The sequence below is a fragment of the Xanthobacter versatilis genome, from assembly GCF_043193975.1.
Classification (GTDB): Bacteria; Pseudomonadota; Alphaproteobacteria; order Rhizobiales; family Xanthobacteraceae; genus Xanthobacter; species Xanthobacter autotrophicus_E.
The window spans coordinates 286,831-307,430 of record NZ_JBAFVB010000001.1; the positions used below are offsets into that span (position 1 = coordinate 286,831).

At 68.0% G+C, this 20,600-nt stretch carries 18 protein-coding genes; 10 read left to right on the plus strand and 8 right to left on the minus strand.

Going from position 1 to position 20,600, the window contains the following annotated elements:
* Positions 1-43: 43 nt before the first annotated feature.
* The 5 genes from V5F66_RS01200 to V5F66_RS01220 form a co-directional block, all read right to left on the minus strand.
* Positions 44-973: an NUDIX hydrolase gene (locus tag V5F66_RS01200; RefSeq protein WP_086017064.1), complete on the minus strand. Its 930-nt coding sequence runs from the start codon at positions 971-973 to the stop codon at positions 44-46.
* A 449-nt stretch (positions 974-1,422) separates the two neighbouring features.
* Positions 1,423-2,028 carry a 3-isopropylmalate dehydratase small subunit gene (gene leuD / locus V5F66_RS01205; protein ID WP_012113205.1) on the minus strand — a complete coding sequence of 202 codons (606 nt, stop codon included), beginning with the start codon at positions 2,026-2,028 and terminating at the stop codon, positions 1,423-1,425.
* A 131-nt stretch (positions 2,029-2,159) separates the two neighbouring features.
* Positions 2,160-2,717 (minus strand): cytochrome b, encoded by a 558-nt coding sequence (locus V5F66_RS01210; protein WP_394000800.1) that lies wholly within the window; start codon positions 2,715-2,717, stop codon positions 2,160-2,162.
* A gap of 78 nt (positions 2,718-2,795) precedes the next feature.
* Positions 2,796-3,236, minus strand: a complete 441-nt coding sequence (locus tag V5F66_RS01215; RefSeq protein WP_012113207.1) for a metallopeptidase family protein — start codon at positions 3,234-3,236, stop codon at positions 2,796-2,798.
* A gap of 600 nt (positions 3,237-3,836) precedes the next feature.
* Positions 3,837-6,521, minus strand: a complete 2,685-nt coding sequence (locus tag V5F66_RS01220; RefSeq protein WP_445329418.1) for a ligase-associated DNA damage response DEXH box helicase — start codon at positions 6,519-6,521, stop codon at positions 3,837-3,839.
* 347 nt (positions 6,522-6,868) lie between these two features.
* Between V5F66_RS01220 and V5F66_RS01225 the strand changes: the two genes are divergently transcribed.
* From V5F66_RS01225 to murC, 4 genes are all read left to right on the plus strand, one after another.
* On the plus strand, positions 6,869-7,747 hold the full coding sequence (locus V5F66_RS01225) for a hypothetical protein (protein ID WP_394000794.1): 879 nt from the start codon (positions 6,869-6,871) through the stop codon (positions 7,745-7,747).
* Between the two features lie 62 nt (positions 7,748-7,809).
* Positions 7,810-9,009, plus strand: coding sequence for a putative lipid II flippase FtsW (gene ftsW, locus V5F66_RS01230; protein WP_394093034.1), 1,200 nt, complete (start codon positions 7,810-7,812; stop codon positions 9,007-9,009).
* A gap of 233 nt (positions 9,010-9,242) precedes the next feature.
* Positions 9,243-10,370: an undecaprenyldiphospho-muramoylpentapeptide beta-N-acetylglucosaminyltransferase gene (gene murG / locus V5F66_RS01235; RefSeq protein ID WP_394000792.1), complete on the plus strand. Its 1,128-nt coding sequence runs from the start codon at positions 9,243-9,245 to the stop codon at positions 10,368-10,370.
* A complete protein-coding gene (murC, locus tag V5F66_RS01240) occupies positions 10,367-11,779 on the plus strand; it encodes a UDP-N-acetylmuramate--L-alanine ligase (protein ID WP_394093035.1) in 1,413 nt (470 codons plus the stop codon). The genes murG and murC overlap by 4 nt, the downstream gene beginning before the upstream one ends.
* Here murC and V5F66_RS01245 read toward each other — a convergent pair.
* The 3 genes from V5F66_RS01245 to ccrA all read right to left on the minus strand — a co-directional run bounded on the left by V5F66_RS01245 (position 11,763) and on the right by ccrA (position 14,284).
* Positions 11,763-12,332 carry a hypothetical protein gene (locus V5F66_RS01245; RefSeq protein ID WP_394093036.1) on the minus strand — a complete coding sequence of 190 codons (570 nt, stop codon included), beginning with the start codon at positions 12,330-12,332 and terminating at the stop codon, positions 11,763-11,765. The two genes, murC and V5F66_RS01245, sit on opposite strands and share 17 nt — an antisense overlap.
* Before the next feature lie 105 nt (positions 12,333-12,437).
* Entirely contained in the window at positions 12,438-12,881 is a 444-nt protein-coding gene (cdd, locus tag V5F66_RS01250) for a cytidine deaminase (protein WP_394093037.1), read from the minus strand.
* Positions 12,882-13,000: 119 nt separating this feature from the next.
* On the minus strand, positions 13,001-14,284 hold the full coding sequence (gene ccrA / locus V5F66_RS01255; RefSeq protein WP_012113215.1) for a crotonyl-CoA carboxylase/reductase: 1,284 nt from the start codon (positions 14,282-14,284) through the stop codon (positions 13,001-13,003).
* 267 nt (positions 14,285-14,551) lie between these two features.
* Here ccrA and V5F66_RS01260 point away from each other — a divergent pair, with 267 nt between their 5' ends.
* The 6 genes from V5F66_RS01260 to V5F66_RS01285 all read left to right on the plus strand — a co-directional run bounded on the left by V5F66_RS01260 (position 14,552) and on the right by V5F66_RS01285 (position 20,486).
* Positions 14,552-14,788 carry a GlsB/YeaQ/YmgE family stress response membrane protein gene (locus V5F66_RS01260; protein ID WP_012113216.1) on the plus strand — a complete coding sequence of 79 codons (237 nt, stop codon included), beginning with the start codon at positions 14,552-14,554 and terminating at the stop codon, positions 14,786-14,788.
* Positions 14,789-14,985: 197 nt separating this feature from the next.
* Positions 14,986-16,959 carry a methylmalonyl-CoA mutase family protein gene (locus tag V5F66_RS01265; RefSeq protein WP_394093038.1) on the plus strand — a complete coding sequence of 658 codons (1,974 nt, stop codon included), beginning with the start codon at positions 14,986-14,988 and terminating at the stop codon, positions 16,957-16,959.
* A gap of 97 nt (positions 16,960-17,056) precedes the next feature.
* Entirely contained in the window at positions 17,057-17,710 is a 654-nt protein-coding gene (locus V5F66_RS01270; RefSeq protein ID WP_394093039.1) for a hypothetical protein, read from the plus strand.
* A 153-nt stretch (positions 17,711-17,863) separates the two neighbouring features.
* Positions 17,864-18,727, plus strand: a complete 864-nt coding sequence (locus V5F66_RS01275) for a VOC family protein (protein ID WP_394006413.1) — start codon at positions 17,864-17,866, stop codon at positions 18,725-18,727.
* 172 nt (positions 18,728-18,899) lie between these two features.
* Positions 18,900-19,835 carry a DMT family transporter gene (locus V5F66_RS01280; protein ID WP_394000780.1) on the plus strand — a complete coding sequence of 312 codons (936 nt, stop codon included), beginning with the start codon at positions 18,900-18,902 and terminating at the stop codon, positions 19,833-19,835.
* Positions 19,836-19,943: 108 nt separating this feature from the next.
* Positions 19,944-20,486: a GlcG/HbpS family heme-binding protein gene (locus V5F66_RS01285; RefSeq protein WP_012113221.1), complete on the plus strand. Its 543-nt coding sequence runs from the start codon at positions 19,944-19,946 to the stop codon at positions 20,484-20,486.
* Positions 20,487-20,600 lie beyond the last annotated feature (114 nt).

A 20,600-nucleotide genomic window follows, 5' to 3' on the forward strand; every position in this document is an offset into this window, starting at 1 on the left:
TGAGCATATGTCTGGCATATGCTTATACTGAGCATAAGCACTGTCAAGTGGGCGCGAGGGGCAATTTGGTCCCGGCCAGCGCCCGCTCCTCCACCACGGCGTGGCGGAAGCGGAAGAGTTTTGCTGGCCGTCCAAGGCTTTCGGAGGCTGTGCCGCCGGTTTCTTCCACCAGTTCCTGTTGTTCCATGAGCCGGCGAAAATTCTGCTTGTGCAGGGTGCGGCCAGCAATGGCTTCCACGCAGCGTTGCAGCTGCAGCAGGGTGAAGGTGGGCGGCATCAGCTCGAACACCACCGGGCGATACTTGATCTTGGCCCTGAGCCGGGCGATGCCGGTGGCGAGGATGCGCCGGTGGTCGGCGATCATGGGGCGGCCGGCGCCGCCCGCCTCGTTCTTGCCCTCGCGGCGCAGGCGCTCGGCGACGATGCCGGCCTCGTACAGCATCTCGTAACGCTGGAGGGTCAGTTCCTCGTTCCAGCGCGCCCCATCGAGGGCGAAAGTGGCCGCCGCCCGCAGCCGCCGCTCGCTGCGCATGCCGACGGTGGGCGCATCCTCCGCCCAGGCGGCAAGCGCAGGCGCCAGCACCTTGGCGATCACCGGAGGCGGGCCGGCGCGGTGATCCTCCCACGGGAAGTATTCATACCAGCTGTGCCAGCCGGTCTCGGCCGCGTCATGCTCCCGGGTCAGACCCAGGTAGGAGATGGAGATGGTGCGCGGTGCCGTGTCCGCGTCGGCGCGGTCCTTGTCGGCGAAGGTGTAGAGCTGCTCCACATAGCCGAGCGGATGGTGGGTCTGCTGCTCCACCCAGTCGCGCAGGCCCTGCTGGAGCGAGCGGTGGGCCAGTTCGAATGGGCCGGAGGGCAGGGCGCTGCCCTTCGTCACCGTCATCACCCGCGGCTCGCCGGCGGTCACCGCCGCGAGCACGGCGATGAGATCCACGACAACGGATCGGCTGGCGCGCTGGGAACCCGGCATGATGCTCACGGCAGGGGGGAAAGCCTCGCGGAATAGCGATGCCATCCGCTGCGCCCCCGATAGCACGCCGACCGCGCGGGACGGAAGCGCGGCAAAAGCAGGGGGAGGGGCTAAGCAGCCCTCCCCTCGGGCTTTTGTGCGCAGCATGACGTTGAGGATGCGGCGGCGCCTTGAGGTGACAGAGCGCCGTCGCCCTCCGGCTTGACCGGACGGCCCATGGCCCGGCCTGGAAAACGCGGCGGGGATTTGCAGAGCGCCAGATGGACCCTCCGGTCAAGCCGGAGGGCGACCGGGGTGGGGAAGAGCCGTCCCCTCCTCCCCAACCCTCCCTCACAAGCGGGACAGGGACTCAGCGGCTCAGGTCCCGCCAGCGCCCCCGTAAATCGCGGAGGCGTAGAGGCTTTGGTCCCGTCCGTCCCGCGATCAGCCCCGCGCGGGGCTGCAACTGCTCACAGCCAGGGCTGTTCGGCGCCCTTGGCGGTCTCGTAGGCGGCGATGGCGGGGGCCTTCTCCAGGGTCAGGCCGATGTCATCCAGCCCCTCGATGAGGCAGCGCTTGCGGAACGGGTCGATCTCGAACTTCACCACGCCGCCGTCCGGGCCGCGGATCTCCTGCGCCGGCAGGTCGATGGTGAGGGTGGCGTTGGCGCCGCGATCGGCGTCGTCGAACAGCTTGTCCAGGTCCTCCTTGGAGACGACCACGGGCAGGATGCCGTTCTTGAAGCAGTTGTTGTAGAAGATGTCGGCGAACGAGGTGGAGATCACGCAGCGGATGCCGAAGTCGAGCAGCGCCCAGGGCGCGTGCTCACGCGACGAGCCGCAGCCGAAATTGTCGCCGGCCACCAGGATCTTGGCATTCTTGTAGGCGCTCTGGTTGAGCACGAAGTCGGGATTGTCCGAGCCGTCGTCCTTGTACCGCATCTCCGAGAACAGGCCGGTGCCGAGGCCCGTGCGCTTGATGGTCTTGAGGTACTGCTTGGGGATGATCATGTCGGTATCGACATTGACCAGCTTCAGCGGGGCGGCGACGCCCTCGAGGACGGTGAACTTCTCCATGGGACCTTGAGCCTCGGCTTGTCTTTAGGCTTCCTGCCTGAGGCCCCTCCATAACAGGCGCATCCGCCCTTGCCCAGTCAAGAAGACCGGCGCGCGAAGGCCCGCGCGCCGGTTTGGGCCGCTCCCGCCGCTCAGGGCGCGACGCGTTCCGGCAGCATGCGCTTCAGCACGTCGTCCTTGAGCAGCACGTGGTGGACCACAGCGGCCGCCGCGTGCAGGAACGCGAGGATGACGAGGCCGTTGGCCAGCCATTCATGCACCTCCTGCACCTGCCGGGCCATGGGGCGGTCCGGAGCGATGGGCGAGGGGATGGTGAACAGCGAGAAGAAGCTGACCTCGTTGCCGCGCAGGAAGGCGAGATAGATGCCCACGAACGGGGTCGCGATCAGAAGCAGGTAGAGCAGCCCGTGCACGATGTGCGAGGCGATGGCCACCGGCCGGCTGATCTGCGCCGACGCTGGCGGCGTGGGCCCGAAGATCCGCACCGGGATGCGCACCGCCACCAGGGCGATGAGGAGGAGGCCCACCGAGATGTGGGTCCACCAGATGAGCTCCCGCGCCGGCGTGCCGCGCGCGAAGAAACCCTCCAAATAGGTGATGCCGAACACCACGATGATGCTCAGAACGGTGAGCCAGTGGATAGCGCGCAACGGCGCCCCATAGCGCGACAGTTTGGGATCGACGGCCACATGAGCCTCCTTATTTTGATTCATTCTAAAAAATCGGCGACGGGCCGGTCCAGCGCTAAGGCGCGGCTTTCCCTGCGGTCAATTGGCCCGGTCCTCGATGGCCTCCATGTCGTCGTCGGAGAGGCCGAAGTGATGGCCGATCTCGTGCACCAGCACGTGGGTGACCACGTCGCCGAGGGTTTCCTCGTGCTCGGCCCAGTAATCGAGGATGGGGCGGCGATAGAGGAACACCATGTTGGGCATCTGCCCGGTGTGGGCCACCGCGTCCGCCTGGGCGCGGCCGATGCCCTGGAACAGGCCGAGCAGGTCGAACGGCGTCTCGGCCTCCATCTCGTCCAGCACCTCGTCGGTGGGAAAGTCCTCGATGCGGATGACGAGGCCCTCGCACAGCGCGCGAAAGGACTCGGGCAGGCGGGCGAAGGCGTCGCGGGCCAGGTCCTCGAACGCGGCGACGCCGGGGGCCTCGAGATCGCGCCACATCTTCAGCGCCCCGCTCTCGCCCGCGCTCTTCTGCGACATGCCTGTACCTCCTTCGGCGGAACCCTTGCTGCTGCGATGCAACATCATGCGGGCCAAAGGTCAATCGTCCTGACCCTCCCCCGGGCGCAATCGTCACGCAGCCGTGACTTTCCTGAACACTTTCTGAACGGGAGCATCAAAGGGGGTTCAGACAGACTTGGTTAAGGAACTCTTAATCGACCTGCATCGTTAGCCCTGTAGACGACGATTTTGGAGAATGGCCATGGTTCGGAAGCTTGCTGTCACCGGCGCTCTGGTGACCATCCTTGGAATTGCTGCGTTTTTTGCCCCTCACGAGGCCAATGCCGCCACGGTCGGCATGCTCGGCGGCGTGATGTTCTGATATCCGGGCTGGACGGCGAGCTTTTTGCGCGCCGTCTGATCACGTGATTGTGATGGAAATGGAGACCGTTCAAAGTTGCCCGTTTCCGAAGTGCAACAGCTGAGTTGGCGCCTTCGCAGTTGCGAAATCGGCCGCCAGACCTTTCGCCACGCGCCTTGAGTGTGTCGCGGGAGCGATGTTGTGCGCCCTGTTTCCGGATACCCACCGCCGATCCGCGACCAAGCCGGATGCGGTAAGACCCGCCTGATCTGACCTGATCAACCCATGGCGGCGCGGATGAGTTCCTCCTCCGCCTCCGCGAGCAGCGCATCGCTTGCCTCGCCCCCCACGCTCTCCTGACCGATCTCCAGCAGCACCGGCACCGCCAGCGGCGACACCCGCTCCAGCGGCATGTGCACGATGCGTCCCTTGATGCGCGCCAGCATCTGCGCGAGCCGCTTCACGTCCAGCAGGCCGGTGGCGGCATCCGCCCGGGCGGCGCGCAGTAGAAGATGGTCCGGCTCGTGCCGGCGCAGCACGTCGTAGATCAGGTCGGTGGAGACGGTGACCTGCCGCGATGTCTTCTCCTTTCCCGGAAACCGCCGCTCGATCAGCCCGGCGATCACCGCGCAATAGCGGAAGGTGCGCTTCATGAGGGCGCTTTCCGCCAGCCACGCCTCAAGGTCGTCGCCCAGCATGTCCTCGTCGAACAGGTCCGCCAGCGCGAGCCGGCCCCCCGCGATGGCGGCGCCCATGTCGCCGGCTGCGTAGACCGCGAGGGCATAGTCGTTGGCGACGAAGCCCAGCGGCTTCAGCCGCGCCCGCTCCAGCCGGCGCGTCAGCAGCATGCCGAGGGTCTGGTGGGCGAGGCGGCCCTCGAACGGGTAGGTGACAAGATAATAACGCCCGCCTTGCACGAAGCTTTCCACCAGCAGGTCGTCGCGGCCCGGCAGGCGCGAGCGCAGGCGTTGCAGTTCCAGCCACTCGCGCACCTGCTTCGGCAGCGCGGCCCAGCGCTCGGGCGCGGCAAGCAGCGCCCGCACCCCCGCTGCGAGGAAGGTGGAGAGGGGAAACTTGCCCCCGGCATAGGCCGGAACCTTGGGCTCGGTGGCGGTGGTGCGCGAGACATAGACCTCGTCCTCCACCAGGGTCTCATAGCGCAGGATCTCGCCGGCGAAGACGAAGGTGTCGCCGGGCACCATGGTCTCCACGAAATATTCCTCCACCTCGCCCAGCATCCGCCCGCCGAAGCGCACCCGCCCGGTGACCCCGGTCTTGGCCGCGCCGCGGGCCGAAACCAGTCGCACTTTCAGCATGGTGGATTCCACGATGGTGCCAACGTTCAGCCGGTAGGCCTGCGCGATCATGGGGTTGGCCACCCGCCACAGGCCGTCGCGGGTGGGGCGGATCTTGGCGTAGCGCTCATAGGCCTTCAGCGCGTAGCCGCCGGTGGCGACGAATTGGAGGGCGGCGTCGAAGTCTTCCCGGGGCAGGTGCCGGTAGGGCGCGGCCGAGCGCACCTCGTTAAAGAGCGCGTCGGCGGCGAAGGGGGCGGCGCAGGCCATGCCGAGGATATGCTGGGCCAGCACGTCCAGCGCGCCGAGGCGCTCCGGCGGGGTATCCTGCGCGCCGACCGCCACCGCCTCCAGTGCCGCCCGGCATTCCAGCACCTCGAACCGGTTGGCCGGCACCAGCACGGCGCGGGAGGGCTCATCCAGCCGGTGGTTGGCGCGGCCGATGCGCTGCAGCAGGCGTGAGGAGCCCTTGGGGGCGCCTACATTGATGACGAGGTCCACGTCGCCCCAGTCGATGCCGAGGTCGAGGGAGGAGGTAGCCACCACCGCCTTCAGCCGCCCGGCGGCCATGGCCGCCTCCACCTTGCGCCGCTGCTCCACCGCCAGCGAGCCGTGGTGGAGCGCGATCGGCAGATTGTCGTCGTTGATGCGCCACAGCTCCTGGAAGATGAATTCCGCCTGCCGGCGGGTGTTGACGAACACGAGGCTGAGCCGGTTCGCCTTCAGCAGCGCATAGATGTCCCGCACCGCATGCAGCGCCATGTGGCTGGCCCACGGCATGGGCACGTCCGTTTCCAGCATCCGCACGTCGGGCGCGACGCCGCCCTGCGCCACCACCAGGTCGGCAAGGGGGGCGTGACCGGGGACGGGCGTGGCGGCGCCTTCATCCTGCGCCACCAGATAGCGGCGCAGGTCGTCGGGCTCGGCCACGGTGGCGGAGAGGCCGACGCATTGCAGCCCCGGCGCGATGGCCCGCAACCGCGCCAACGCCAGCGCCAGCAGGTCGCCGCGCTTGGAGGTGACGAGGGAGTGCAACTCATCCAGCACCACGCGCTTCAGGCCGCTGAACAGGTGCTCGGCATCCTTCGAGGCGAGCAGCAGGGAGATCTGCTCGGGGGTGGTGAGCAGGATGTCCGGCGGGTCGCGCCGCTGCCTTTGGCGGCGGGAGGAGGGGGTGTCGCCGGTGCGGGTCTCGACGCGGATGGGCAGGCCCATCTCGCTGATGGGCGTCTCGAGGTTGCGCGCGATGTCCACCGCCAGCGCCTTCAGCGGGGAGATATAGAGCGTGTGCAGCGGCGAGGCCGGCTGCTCCGCCTGCCAGCGGGCGAAGGGCAGGGGGGTGGCGTCGGCATTCATCATTTCCCCTTTGCCGACGCCCCGCGCGGCCTTGCTCCCTCTCCCGCTTGCGGGGGAGGCCTGGGGAGGGGGCGGGGTGTCCGGAGGGGGCGTGGTGTCCAGAGGGGGCAGAGCGTCCGGAGGGGCAACACCCCCGCGTTTCCCGCGTCCACCGCTCAGTTCGATCAGCGTGGGCAGGAAGCCGGCGAGGGTCTTGCCGGCGCCGGTGGGGGCAATCAGCAGCACCGAGCGCCCGGCCTGCGCGGCGGCGACGAGATCGAGCTGGTGCGCCCGCGCCGTCCAGCCGCGCGCGCGGAACCAGCTTTGGAACACCTCCGGCAGCGCGCCGGGTGAAGGCGCGCCGGGCCGCACCGCGTCCGACGGGGGCGCGGCAGAGTCGGGCGCGGTGGGTTTGGGGGCTTTTCGTGGGGAGCGCGGCACCCCCTCAAGATAGGCATGACAGGTCGGTTGTGCGATGGTAACGAAGCTCGTAAGCCGTGTCTGAACGGCGGTGTTTTCGCGACGGGCGATAGCCGAATGACGTTGCGTCATGGGCGCTTCCCCCTATAGTGCGGCCGGTTTAAACGGGGGCGTCGCGATCCGGGGCGGAGGGAAGGGCATGGATGACGGTTCACGTTGCAGGTGAGTCTCCGGCAGGGTCGCAAGGCTGTGCCGTGCGGATGGCCAATGGTCTCTTCGTCACCACCAAGAGCACGGACCGCATCAGGGCCCATTTCGAGCGGGTGCGCCGGCAGACCGAGGGGCTGGTGGACTGGCGCTTCGTCCACAATCCGGGCAACCACGTGGCACCGGTGGAGCCGTGCCTTGATCCGCCGCCGGATCAGGTGCTGCCCGAGCGCCTGCGCCAGCTGGAACGCAACGGCGGCCTCGTTCCCGGCCATGTGGACGTGCTCACCATGGCCGCCGCCTGGCCGCTGCCCCATGACCAGACCTGGATCATGGAATTCGACGTGGACTACACCGGCGACTGGCGCGCCCTGTTCGAGCGCTTCGCCGCCAGCGACGCCGATCTCCTGACCACCACGCTCCTGCCCCTCGCCGATGATCCGGACTGGTATTTCGCGGACACGGCACTGGCCCCGGCCCATGTGGACCCGGCCTGCCGCATGCGGTCGTTCAACCCGCTCATGCGCATGTCCCGGCGGTTCATGGAGGCCTATGCGGACGAGGTGCGCGATCCCGGCTGGCAGGGCCATTTCGAGTATCTGTTGCCCACCGTCGCCCGCCATCGCGGCCTCAAGATCGAGGACATGGGCGGGCAGGGGCCGTTCTGTCCGCCCGAGCGGCGCGGAACGCTCTACTCCAACACGCCGCTCCATCCGCAGCTCGTGCCGGGGACCTTCGTGTACCGGCCCTGGCGGCCCGACTATTTCGCCGAGCGCCCCGAGGACTTTCCGCAGGGTGACTGGCTGTTCCATCCCATCAAGCCGGACGCGCCGCCTCCTCCGCCGCCCCCGCCTCCGCCGCCACCCCCGCCTCAGCGGTCGTTGTTGCGCCGGCTGTGGCGCTTCGTCCGCGGCAAGGGGATGGGGTCTTAATCGCTCGTCAACCGTCCCGGACGCATGGTGCGGCAGATGTTCCGCACCGGAGTGGCCTTCCCATGATGTCGCGCGCCGACCGCACCGTCTTGAGCGAATGGTGGTGGACGGTGGACCGCGCCCTTTTGGCCGCCCTCTGCGGCCTGATGGTGATCGGTATCATCCTGTGCCTTGCCGCAAGCCCGGCGGTGGCCGCGCGCCTCGGCATCGCCGACCCGTTCCATTTCGTGAACCGGCAGGTGCTGTTTCTGGTGCCGGCCGCGGTGGTGATGATCGCCACCTCCTTCCTGTCGCCGCGCGCGCTCAGGCGCATCTGCATGGTGGTGTTCGCCATCTTCTTCGTGCTGCTCATGGCCACCCTGGTGGTGGGACCGGAGGTGAAGGGCGCGCGGCGCTGGCTCACCATCGCCGGCGTCACCGTGCAGCCGTCCGAATTCATCAAGCCGGCCTTCGTCATCCTCGCCGCCTGGCTGTTCGCCGAGAGCACGCGGCGGCCGGAGATGCCGGCCACCCTGCTGGCGTTCGGCCTGCTCGGCAGCGTGCTGGGCCTTTTGGTGAAGCAGCCGGACTTCGGCCAGAGCCTTTTGATCTCGCTGGTGTGGGCGTCCCTGTTCTTCCTCGCCGGGCTGCGCTGGATCTGGATGGTGGGGCTGGTGGGCGTGGGCGCGGGCGGCGGCTTTATCGCCTACATGACCGTGTCCCACGTGCAGAAGCGCATCAACCGCTTCCTCAATCCCGATTCGGGCGACACCTACCAGATCGACGCCGCGCTCAATTCCTTCCGCAACGGCGGCTGGTTCGGCCAGGGGCCGGGCGAGGGCACCATGAAGCGCATGCTTCCGGACGGGCACACCGACTTCGTCTTCGCCGTGGCGGCGGAGGAGTTCGGTATCATCCTGTGCCTCATCATCCTCGCTTTGTTCGCCTTCATCATCCTGCGGTCGCTGTCGCGGGCCTCGAAGGAGAGCGACCCCTTCTCCCGCTTCGCCATCACCGGGCTTGCCCTGTTGTTCGGGCTGCAGGCAGCCATTAACATGGCGGTGAACGTGCACATCGCCCCGGCCAAGGGCATGACGCTGCCCTTCATCTCCTATGGCGGCTCCTCGCTCATCTCCATCGCCTTCGGCATGGGCATGCTGCTGGCCCTCTCGCGCAAGCGGCCCGGCGCGGCGGCGTTGGCGGCCCTCACCGAGAAGCCGGCGGTGGAGCCTGTGGCACAGCCGTTCGCGCCGCCGGCCGGCGCCATGCCGGACCCGGCCTGAGCCCGCGCGGCGCCTGAGCGGAGGGATCGCGGATGCGCCAGCATCCTTGCGATCCGACCCGACAAGCCCGCGCGGCGCCTGAGCGAGGGGGTCGCGGATGCGCCAGCTTCCTTGCGATCCGGGAAAAATCCTTCCCCGGAATGGCCGCATTGGCGGGGCAGCAAGCCCCATCTGGCCGACCGGATCGGCCATTCGAGGTGCGGGGCCGTCTCCAGCGGCCATGCGAGGGTGATGTGACGCAGATTGTACTTCTCGCCGCCGGGGGTACCGGCGGCCACCTGTTTCCGGCCGAGGCGCTGGCGGCGTCGCTCGGCCGGCGCGGGTTCGACGTGGATCTCGCCACCGATGCCCGCGCCGCGCGCTATGCCGGCCATTTCCCGGCGCGCGAACTGCATGTGCTGCCCGCCGACACGGTGCGCGGCCGCTCCCCGGTGGCGCTGGCGCGCACCGGATTTGCCCTCGCCTCCGGACTCGTCTCCTCCCTCGCGCTGCTCAAGCGGGTGAAGCCGGTGGCCGTGGTGGGCTTCGGCGGCTATCCCACCGTGCCGCCGCTGCTCGCGGCCGCGCTGCTGGGCGTGCCGACCCTGATCCATGAGGCGAACGGCGTCATGGGCCGGGCCAACCGCATGCTGGCGCGGCGCGTCACCGCCATCGCCACCGGCTTTCCCGGCATCGTCGCGGCCGATCCGGCGCTTGCCCCCAAGGCGGTGTGGACCGGCAATCCCCTGCGCCCCTCCGCCATCGCCGCCGCCGCCACGCCTTATGACCCGCCGCTGCCGGGGGGCGAACTGCGCCTCCTCGTATTCGGCGGCAGCCAGGGCGCGCGGGTGATGTCCGACGTGGTGCCGGAGGCCATCGAGCGGCTCGACGCCGACCTGCGATCCCGCCTCGTCCTCACCCAGCAGGCGCGGGAGGAGGATCTAGAGCGGGTGAAGGCCACTTACGCGCGCCTCGGCGTGCGGGCGCTTGTGGCGCCCTTCTTCGACGACCTGCCGGCGCGCATGGCGCTGGCCCATCTGGTGGTGGCGCGCTCCGGTGCGGGCACGGTGGCGGAGCTGGCCGCCATCGGCCGGCCGTCCATCCTGGTGCCGTTGCCCCACGCCCTCGATCAGGACCAGGCCGCCAATGCCCGTTCGCTGGGCGATGTGGGAGCGGCGCTGGTGCTGCGGCAGGTGGAGTTCGATCCCGACCGGCTGGCGCTGGAGCTTCACAGCTTTGCCAGCGAACCTCGATCATTGACGCTGATGGCGGATAAGGCCAGAAGCCAGGGTGTGCTCGACGCAGCGGAACGACTGGGCGATCTCGTCCGGCATCTGGCGGCGAAGGGCGCGGTCGCAACCTTTCAGGGGAAACTGGCATGAAGTTGCCGTCCGGCCTCGGCTCCATCCATTTCGTCGGCATCGGCGGCATCGGCATGAGCGGCATCGCCGAAGTGCTGCACAATCTCGGCTACGAGGTGCAGGGCTCGGACGTGGCGGACAGCGCCAACGTGAAGCGCCTGCGCGACCTCGGCATCAAGGTGATGATCGGCCACGCCGCGGTCAATGTGGATGACGCCGACGTGGTGGTGGTCTCCTCCGCCATCAAGCGCGACAATCCGGAGCTGGTGGCCGCCCGCACCAAGCGCCTGCCGGTGGTGCGCCGCGCCGAGATGCTGGCCGAACTGATGCGGCTGAAGAGCTGCGTCTCCATCGCCGGCACCCACGGCAAGACCACCACCACCTCCATGGTGGCGGCGCTGCTGGACGCCGGCAATTTCGACCCCACCGTCATCAACGGCGGCATCATCAACGCCTACGGCACCAATGCCCGCCTCGGCGACGGCAACTGGATGGTGGTGGAAGCGGACGAGAGCGATGGCACCTTCCTGAAGCTGCCCACGGAAGTCGCCATCGTCACCAATGTGGACCCCGAGCACCTCGACCATTTCAAGACCTTCGACAAGGTGCAGGACGCCTTCAAGACCTTCGTGGAGAACGTGCCCTTCTACGGCTTCGCGGTGATGTGCATCGACCATCCGGTGGTGCAGGCGCTGGTGGGCCGCATCGAGGACCGGCGCGTCATCACCTATGGCGAGAACCCGCAGGCGGACGTGCGCCTCGTGGACGTGGACCTGAAGGGCGGCATCACCCGCTTCGGCGTTGTCTTCCGCAACCGCGCGGGGGAGACGGTGCACGAGATTTCCGGGCTCAAGCTGCCCATGCCGGGCAAGCACAATGCGCTCAACGCCACTGCGGCCATCGCGGTGGCCCATGAGCTGAAGGTGCCCGACGACAAGATCATCGAGGCCATCGCCAATTTCGGTGGCGTGAAGCGGCGTTTCACCCGCACCGGGGAATGGAACGGCGTCACCGTGTTCGACGACTACGGCCACCACCCGGTGGAGATCGCCGCCGTGCTGAAGGCGGCGCGGGCGGCGAGTGAGGGGCAGGTGATCGCCGTGGTGCAGCCGCACCGCTATTCGCGGCTCGCCTCCCTGTTCGACGAATTCTGCACCTGCTTCAACGATGCCGACCACGTGGTGGTGGCCCCGGTCTATGCCGCCGGCGAGACCCCCATCGAGGGCGCGGACCGGGACCATCTGGTGCAGGGCCTCATCGCCCACGGCCACCGCTCGGTGACGGCGCTGGAGGGACCGGAACGGCTTGCCCAAGTGGTGGGTGGGCTGGCGAAGCCCGGAGACTACATCATCTGCCTCGGCGCCGGCTCCATCAGCGGCTGGGCCTATGCCCTGCCGGGGGAACTGGCCGCGCTCAAGCCGGCGGCTTAGGGGGCGGCGTGCAGGAGGCAGCCGGCGGGCAGGGGGCGGGGAGCGCCTCGGCGCCTGCCGTCGAAAGCTTGTAGATATCCCCGACTGCGACGAACATGAACATCAGGATGAAGAGCGCGATGCCGCCGACCGAGGCCCAGAACGCCTGGCGATACTGGCGTTCACGCGTGATCGTGATGTTCATCGCCGTCTTGCAATAATCGTCAAACGTTCTCGATGGGGTGACGCGATCAAACGCCAGGTAGAAAATTCGCGCACCCATGATTTCCGCGTACGTGAGCACCACAAAGACGACGACGCACATTGAAAGGAAAATGATCGGCCAGGTCACGATTTTCGAGTTTTCGGCGACGCGAAACACCGCGAGCGAAAGAAAGCCGATGATAATGCCGTTCAGCCGCAGCAGGGCGCTCATCTTGTTGTCGATGATGCCCAGCCGATCATAAAGATATTTGACGGCCCATTGTTCTGGTCCCTCAAGTTTTTTGAGGTAGCCGAAGTGGTTCTCGTCGTCTTCCAAGGTCGGATTGAGTTTGAAGGATGTGTCCGGCATCGAAGCCCCCCTGAGAGCTATGCGATGAAGGTGGTCTCGGCCTCTTCCAGCTCAACGAATTCTCGGCCTACTGCTCGACTAGACGCCCAGTGACCGGTGGTTTGCTCAGAACGTGAAGGCGTGGGGCAACAGGTCGGCCGCCGTCACGCTGACGACCTTGTCGCCCGACCCGTAGAAGTGGACGGTGGTGGCAGGCGACAGTTCGAGGATGCGCTGGCGACAGGCTCCGCAAGGGGTGCACGCAACGTGACCTTCGCCTTCCTTCTCCGCATAGATGGCGATGGCGACGGCTTCGAGGCCTGCCCCTTCAGCGGCACGGGCGGCCGCGATCGCGCCAGCCTCGGCGCAGGTTCCGATGGGATAGGCGATGTTCTCGACGTTGCAGCCCACGTGCACCGTGCCGTTCGCGGACAGCAGCGCGGCACCGACCCGGAAGCGCGAGTAGGGCGCATAGGCGTTCTTCGAGACGGCTTTCGCGGCGTCGAAGAGAGCCTCAAGATCGTAGGAGCGTGGCGCGGGAAGCTTTCGTGCGAGCTTGGTCGTCGCCATGGCACCTCTCCATCGGAGGAACGTTGCACGGCACACTAGCACAGGTAACCCGCGCCGAATACGGCGCGGGTCTTGGACGCGGCCTGGTCCTGGATGAAGCCTGGCTTACGAAGTCTGGCTCACTTCTTCGCGCCGGCCTCGATCACGTCCTCGAGGGTACGCAGGCCGGTGCGGGGGGTGTTGACCAGCACCGCCATGTTGCCGGGGGCGTGCTGGTTCTTCCACATCTTGGTGTGCGCCTCGGGGATGCGGTCCCACGGGAACACTTCCGACATGCAGGGGTCCACGCGCCGGTCGATGATGAACTGATTGGCGGCGGAGGCCTGCTTGAGGTGGGCGAAGTGGGAGCCCTGGATGCGCTTCTGGCGCATCCACACGTAGCGGGCGTCGAAGGTGATGTTGAAGCCGGTGGTGCCGGCGCAGAACACGATCATGCCGCCGCGCTTGCCCACGAGGGTGGAGACCGGGAAGGTCTGCTCGCCGGGATGCTCGAACACGATGTCCACGTCGCGCTTGCCGCTGATGTCCCAGATGGCCTTGCCGAACTTGCGGGCTTCCTTGGTCCACTCATTGTATTCCGGCGAGTTGACCTTGGGCAGCTGGCCCCAGCACTTGAAATCCTTGCGGTTGATCACGCCCTTGGCGCCGAGGCCGAGGACATAGTCGCGCTTGGTCTCGTCGGAGATCACGCCGATCACATGGGCGCCGGAGGCGGCGGCGAGCTGCACGCCGAACACGCCGAGGCCGCCCGAGGCGCCCCACACCAGCACGTAGTCGCCCGGCTTCACCGTGTGCGGCGGATGGCCGAACAGCATGCGGTAGGCGGTGGCCATGGTGAGGGTGTAGCAGGCGCTCTCTTCCCAGGTCAGGTGCTTGGGGCGCGGCATCAGCTGGCGCGCCTGCACCCGGCAGAACTGGGCGAACGAGCCGTCCGGCGTCTCATAGCCCCAGATGCGCTGGGACGGGGAGAACATGGGGTCGCCGCCGTTGCACTCCTCGTCGTCGCCGTCGTCCTGGTTACAGTGCACGACCACCTCGTCGCCCACCTTCCAGCGCTTCACCTTGGAGCCCACCGCCCAGACGATACCCGAGGCATCGGAGCCGGCGATGTGGAAGGGCGCCTTGTGCACGTCGAACGGCGAGATCGGCTGGCCGAGGCCCGCCCAGATGCCGTTGTAGTTGACGCCGGCGGCCATGACGTAGACCAGCACGTCATTCTCGCCCAGCTCCCAGGTGGGCACCACTTCCAGCTGGAACGACTCTTCCGGCGGCCCATGGCGCTCGCGGCGGATGGCCCAGGCGTACATCTTGGCGGGGACGTGACCGAGGGGGGGAACCTCGCCCAGCTCATAAAGGTCCTTCACCGGTCCCTCGTTCGCGTTGGCGGCTGCCGTCTGGGCCATGGCTTTCGTCCTCTCCTGGCATTTTTACGGACCGTTCGGTCGCGTCTTTGGGGGCTTCTTGCGTTGCAGCGTAGCAGAGAAAAATTCCAAAGCGATACCCCCCACTTTGGACCATTGGGGAACAATTTCCGCACTCTGCGAACCACAAGGCCACGCTCGCGTTGTCATTCACGAGGCGCGCTGCAGGCGCTAGGCTGGGGCGTCGCGGGACGGGCCGGCCGCCGAGGCCGGCCAGGCCGGGGCAGCGACAACGAAAGGGGACGGAACATGGGTATCTTGTGGATGGTCATCGTCGGCGCCATCGCCGGCTTCCTGGCAGGGCAGATCTTCCAGGGCTATGGCTTCGGCCTCATCGGCAACATCGCGGTGGGCATCGTCGGCGCCCTCATCGGCGGCTTCCTGTTCGGCGGCGTGTTCGTGGTGGGTGGCATGATCGGCCAGATCATCTCGGCCACCATCGGCGCCATCATCCTGCTGTTCATCATCTCGCTGGTGAAACGGTAGGGGCAGGGCCGGCGGCCGCGCGCGATCCTTCGAGCGCTGAAGCTGCGAGGCGCGCGCGGCGCCGGTGCATGGATGACAGGCGGGATCGGCACGCGCGCGGAGCTGTGCCGTCGACCTCCACCAATTTCCCATCGACGTCCAGGCCATTGCGACGCACAATCGCGTCCAATCCAGAACGACCAGATGGGGGAACAGGAATGGTGGCGCGCGACAAACCCTGGCTTTTCCGCACCTATGCGGGCCACTCCACCGCCACGGAGTCCAACAAGCTCTACCGTTCCAACCTCGCCAAGGGCCAGACCGGCCTCTCGGTCGCCTTCGACCTGCCCACCCAGACCGGCTATGATTCGGACCACCCGCTGGCGCGCGGCGAGGTGGGCAAGGTGGGCGTGCCGATCTCCCATCTCGGCGACATGCGCACCCTGTTCGACGGCATCCCGCTCGCCGAGATGAACACGTCGATGACCATCAACGCCTGTGCGGCGTGGCTGCTCTCGCTCTATATCGCCACCGCCGACGAGCAGGGCGCCGACCGCACCAAGCTGCAGGGCACCACCCAGAACGACATCATCAAGGAATATCTGTCGCGCGGCACCTATGTGTTCCCGCCGGCGCCGTCCATGCGGCTGACCAAGGACACCATCATCTTCACCACTGAGTATCTGCCCCGGTGGAACCCGATGAACGTGTGCTCCTACCACCTGCAGGAGGCCGGGGCGACGCCGGTGCAGGAGCTGGCCTTCGCGCTCGCCAACGCCATCGCCATCCTCGACACGGTGAAGAGGTCGGGCGAGGCGGAAGGCAAGGTGTTCGGCGAGGTGGTGGGGCGCATCTCCTTCTTCGTGAACGCCGGCATGCGGTTCATCACCGAGATGTGCAAGATGCGCGCGTTCGTGGATCTGTGGGACGAGATCTGCGTCAACCGCTATGGCATCACCGACGCCAAGCAGAAGCTGTTCCGCTACGGCGTGCAGGTGAATTCGCTGGGCCTCACCGAGCAGCAGCCGGAGAACAACGTCTATCGCATCCTGCTGGAGATGCTGGCGGTCACCCTGTCGAAGGGCGCCCGCGCCCGCGCCGTGCAGCTTCCCGCGTGGAACGAGGCGCTGGGCCTGCCCCGCTCGTTCGACCAGCAATGGTCGCTGCGCATGCAGCAGGTGCTGGCCTATGAGACCGACCTGCTCGAATACGGCGACATCTTCGACGGCTCCATCGAGATCGCGAGGAAGGTGGAGCAGCTGAAGGAAGAGGCCCGCGCGGAGCTGGCGCAGATCGACGCCATGGGCGGCGCGGTGGCGGCCATCGAGAATTCCTACATGAAGCAGCAGCTGGTGGAATCCAACACCCGCCGGCTGGAGGCCATCGAGCGCGGCGAGCAGGTGGTGGTGGGCGTCAACCGCTGGACCGAGACCGAGCCTTCGCCGCTCACCACCGGGGAAGGCGCCATCCTCACGGTGCCCGAAGGCGTGGAGGCCGAGCAGATCGCCCGCCTTCAGGCCTGGCGCGAGGCCCGCGACAGTAAGGCGGTGGCGGCGGCCCTCGCAGCGCTGAAGAGCGCGGCGCAGGAGGGGCGCAACATCATGGAGCCCTCCATCGTGTGCGCCAAGGCCGGCATCACCACCGGCGAATGGGGCTCCTGCCTGCGCGAGGTGTTCGGCGAATATCGCGCGCCCACCGGTGTCGGCCGTGCCGCCCGGGTGGACACGCAGGGGCTGGACGAGGTGCGCAAGGGCGTTGACGCGGTCTCCGAGAAGATCGGCCGGCGCATCAAGTTCCTGGTGGGCAAGCCGGGCCTCGACGGCCATTCCAACGGCGCCGAGCAGATCGCCGTGCGCGCCCGCGACTGCGGCATGGAAGTGGTTTACGAGGGCATCCGCCTGACCCCCGCCGAGATCGTGAACGCCGCGCTGGAAGAAAGCGTGCACGTCATCGGCCTCTCCATCCTCTCCGGCTCCCACGTGCCGCTGGTGCGCGACGTGATGGACCGCCTGCGGGCCGAGGGGCTGTCCGACATCCCCGTGGTGGTGGGCGGCATCATCCCGCCGGAGGACGAGGTGCAGCTCAAGGGCTTCGGCGTGACCGCCGTCTACACCCCGAAGAACTTCGAGCTGAACCGCATCATGGCCGACATCGTCGCCATCGTGGACCGGCAGGCCCAGAAGGCGGCCTGAGCCGGGCGCGCCGGGGAAAGGTTTCGCCGATCGGCCTGCGATGTAGGCTGATCGGCGCCTTTGACAGGTCGGTGCTCGATTTGCCGGGAGAGGGCGCATGGCCCTTGAAGATGCAGGTGGACGGGGGCGGTCGCTGATGGCGTCCGCTCTAGTCGTTGCCCTCGCGGCCGTGAGCGTGCCGGTTGCGCGGGCCGAGGGTGCGCCGGTGGACGTGGCTACGTCGGAAGCGGCCCCCAATCCGCCTGCCCCCGCCGTTTCGGCACCGGCCTCCACCGCACCGGCCCCGACACCCGGCCCCGCCGCCGATCCCTATGCCGGCCTGCCGAAGGTGGTGGCGCGGGCGGTGCAGGAACTGGAAGCGGAGTGCCGCGCCGCCGAGGGCAGGCCGAACTGGAAGCCCGGCACCCTCGCCGAGGTGGTCAACGTCTCCCCCGACGGGCGGCCGGACTATCTGATCGATACCCACGCCATCGCCTGCGACGGTGGCTTCACCCCCTGGATCGGCTCGGACGGCTTCCGGCACATCCTGTTCGTCTCCACCGGTCCCGGCCGCTGGGTCCGGGCCTTCGACCGCGGTGCGCGCGGTTTCGAGATCGAGAACAAGGGCCGCAAGGTGCCGCAGGTCATCGTCTTCTCCCATTCGGCCTACTGCACGCGGCCCAATCCCGAGCGCTACATGCGCTGCACCCAGGTCTATGAATGGCGCCGGGGCAAGCTCCGGAAAATCTCCGAGGACTGGTTTACCGACTGAAGTCCGCCCGAGATGGGCCCGTCGGAAAGGCGTGCGGCGGCGCTCCACTTTGCTTGCGTTGGTGCAATGGCGTGCGCCTGCCACTTCCACCATATTTGGAGCAACGCAGGCGGTGGCCCCGAAAGGCGCCTCCGCCCCGCAAGGAGCTTCACCATGACCGCCGCCCTCTCCCTCCCCCTTGAAACCGCGCCTCACGACCTCGCCCTCGGCGCCGTGGCCCTGACGAGCCGCGATCCCGAGCGGCTGATCCCCTTCTATCGCGACGGCGTGGGCCTTGAGGTGCTCTCCACCGGCGAGACCACGGTGCTCGGCGCCGGCGGCCGCCCGCTGGTGGAGATCGCCCGCCGGCCGGACGCAGCCCGCGCCGGCGTCCGGGCGCCGGGGCTGTTCCACATGGCCATCCGCGTGCCCGACCGCTCCAGCCTCGCCGCGCGGCTCATGGCGCTCCACCACATGGGTTTGCGCATGGGCGCCTCCGACCATCTGGTGAGCGAGGCGCTCTATGTGGACGACCCGGACGGCAACGGCATCGAGATCTATCGCGACCGCCCCGCCGACGAATGGCCGCGCAGCCCGGACGGCACCATCGCCATGGCGACGCTGCCCCTCGACCTGAATGCCCTGTCCCGCGAGGCTCCGCCGGCCGCGCAACCCGCGCCCGCCGGCACCGACATGGGGCATGTGCATCTCAAGGTGTCCGACCTCGAGGCGGCGCGGCGCTTCTGGGTGGATACGGTGGGCCTCACCATCATGGCGCGCTATCCCGGCGCCCTGTTCGTGAGCGCGGACGGCTACCACCACCATCTCGGCCTCAACACCTGGCAGTCCTCGGGCGCACCCGCGCCGGCGACCGGCACGGCGGGGCTCGACCATTTCACCGTTCGGCTGCCGCAGGTTTCCATCGATGCCCTCGGCCAGCGCCTCGCGGCGGCGGGTGTCGCCTTCACGGCGCTTGAGGGCGGCGGCCTCACCGCGCGCGATCCCTCCGGCAACACGGCGGTGTTCCGCCCGGCCTGAGGCGCGGGCTGCGCGGGCGCGACCCATCACGCCCGCTGATGGGTGCGTGCGCCAAAATCGATTTCCCCCGCGCCTCGGATGACGCTACAGCGGTCGCCTGCCGGGCCCGCTCCCACCGGAGCTGGCCCCAAGCCCGCGCCGAAGGCGTGGATCCCATCAAGCGGGAGGAAAGATGTCGCTGAGGCCTCCGCGCGCGTCGGGATTCGCCCTGTATGACGCGCCCTACCTGCTGCTCACCGTCACGGCGCTGCTGTGGGCCATCAATATCGTGATCGGGCGCGTCGTCGCCGGCCATGTGCCGCCGGTGACGCTGGCCTTCGTGCGCTGGACCGGGGCGACGCTCATCCTGTTGCCGTTCGCCCTCGGGCAGGTGCGGCGCGACCTGCCGCTCATCCGCCGCCATTTCTGGCTGCTGGTGCTGCTCGCGGCCACCGGCATCGCCTGTTACAACGCCATGAGTTATTATGGCTTGCAATATACCCAGGCCCTCAATGGCCTGCTGGTGCAGTCCACCGCGCCGCTGCTGGTGGCCCTGTGGACCTTCTTCATCTTCCGCGAGCGGCTGAGCCTCGGCCAGATGGCCGGTATCGTCACCTCGCTCGTCGGCGTGCTGGTGATCATCAGCCACGGCAGCCTCGATACCTTCCTGCATCTGAAGCCCAACATCGGCGACGTGTGGATCATCTGCGCGCTGGTCATCTATGCCTTCTACGCCGCCATCCTGCGCAAGCGGCCGGGGCTGGGGCCGCTCTCCTTCCTTGTCTCGATCATGGCGCTGGGCTCGGTGCTGCTGGCACCGTTCGCGCTGTGGGAAGCGGCGCAGGGGCGCATCCTGCATTTCGACCACATGACGCTGGGGGTGTTGGCCTATGTGATGATTGGGCCGTCCATCGTCGCCTACCTGTTCTTCAACCGGGGGGTGGAACTGGTGGGGGCCAACGCCGCCGCGCCGTTCCTGCACCTGATGCCGGTGTTCGGCACCGCGCTCGCCATCATCTTCCTGGGTGAGACCATCGCCTGGTACCATATGGCGGGCTATGCGCTGGTCATCACCGGCATTGCCCTGGCGACGCTGGCCGCCCGCGCCAAGCGCCGGCCCCCGGCCTGAAGGGCCGTGCCGTCACGCCTGCGTGAAACCGTTAAATTTGATATTTAGGGGTTACGCCTCCTCTGCTAGGAGCGGTCCTGCCGGGTGAGCCGGCAGGAGGTGATGACCATGAGCAAGGGGATTTCCACCAGGGGTATTGGCGCGCGCCTGCCGGGCGCGCTGCTGGCGCTGATCTTGGCGGGGCTGGCCGCGCCGGCAGCAGCGCAGGTGCGCGGGTCCGGCTGGGAACTGCCGCTGGCGCTCGCCAACGAGGCCGCGCTGGAGGCGGTGCGCGCCTGCTCCGAGAAGGGCTGGCCGGTTTCCGTGGCGGTGGTGGACGTGTCCGGCGAGACCCGGGTGCTGGTGAAGGGCGACCATTCCACCACCCACACCCGCACCTCCAGCTTCCGCAAGGCCTATACGGTCGCGACCCTTGGGCCGGTGTTCGGCTTCGATACCCTCTCGGCCTTCGTGGAGAAGACCCGCGGCGGGCCCAGCACCCAGGCCCTCGCCTCCCTGCCGGATATCCTGCTGCTGGCCGGCGGCGTCGGCGTGAAGGCGAAGGGGGAGATCGTGGCCGCCATCGGCGTCGGCGGAGCACCGGGCGGGGAGAAGGACGAGGCCTGTGCCGCCGCCGGCCTGGCCAAGATCGCCGACCGCCTGCCGCATTGAGGCAAGAGTGGGCCGGCGAGCGGGCGGGCCCGGCTTTCGACCGGCGCTGAACGCATAACGCACAAAAGCAGACGGCCGCCCGAGGGGCGGCCGTTGCAGATCGTCAGAGCACCA

Bases quoted from the DNA above. Each gene is read 5' to 3' on its own strand.
- V5F66_RS01200 (WP_086017064.1), bottom strand. From the start codon at position 973: ATGCCGGGTTCCCAGCGCGCCAGCCGATCCGTTGTCGTGGATCTCATC.
- V5F66_RS01260 (WP_012113216.1), top strand. From the start codon at position 14,552: ATGGGTATCTTGTGGATGGTCATCGTCGGCGCCATCGCCGGCTTCCTG.
- ccrA (WP_012113215.1), bottom strand. From the start codon at position 14,284: ATGGCCCAGACGGCAGCCGCCAACGCGAACGAGGGACCGGTGAAGGAC.
- ftsW (WP_394093034.1), top strand. From the start codon at position 7,810: ATGATGTCGCGCGCCGACCGCACCGTCTTGAGCGAATGGTGGTGGACG.
- V5F66_RS01225 (WP_394000794.1), top strand. From the start codon at position 6,869: ATGGCCAATGGTCTCTTCGTCACCACCAAGAGCACGGACCGCATCAGG.
- cdd (WP_394093037.1), bottom strand. From the start codon at position 12,881: ATGGCGACGACCAAGCTCGCACGAAAGCTTCCCGCGCCACGCTCCTAC.
- murC (WP_394093035.1), top strand. From the start codon at position 10,367: ATGAAGTTGCCGTCCGGCCTCGGCTCCATCCATTTCGTCGGCATCGGC.
- V5F66_RS01275 (WP_394006413.1), top strand. From the start codon at position 17,864: ATGACCGCCGCCCTCTCCCTCCCCCTTGAAACCGCGCCTCACGACCTC.
- V5F66_RS01265 (WP_394093038.1), top strand. From the start codon at position 14,986: ATGGTGGCGCGCGACAAACCCTGGCTTTTCCGCACCTATGCGGGCCAC.
- V5F66_RS01215 (WP_012113207.1), bottom strand. From the start codon at position 3,236: ATGTCGCAGAAGAGCGCGGGCGAGAGCGGGGCGCTGAAGATGTGGCGC.
- V5F66_RS01280 (WP_394000780.1), top strand. From the start codon at position 18,900: ATGTCGCTGAGGCCTCCGCGCGCGTCGGGATTCGCCCTGTATGACGCG.
- V5F66_RS01270 (WP_394093039.1), top strand. From the start codon at position 17,057: ATGGCCCTTGAAGATGCAGGTGGACGGGGGCGGTCGCTGATGGCGTCC.
- V5F66_RS01245 (WP_394093036.1), bottom strand. From the start codon at position 12,332: ATGCCGGACACATCCTTCAAACTCAATCCGACCTTGGAAGACGACGAG.
- V5F66_RS01285 (WP_012113221.1), top strand. From the start codon at position 19,944: ATGAGCAAGGGGATTTCCACCAGGGGTATTGGCGCGCGCCTGCCGGGC.
- leuD (WP_012113205.1), bottom strand. From the start codon at position 2,028: ATGGAGAAGTTCACCGTCCTCGAGGGCGTCGCCGCCCCGCTGAAGCTG.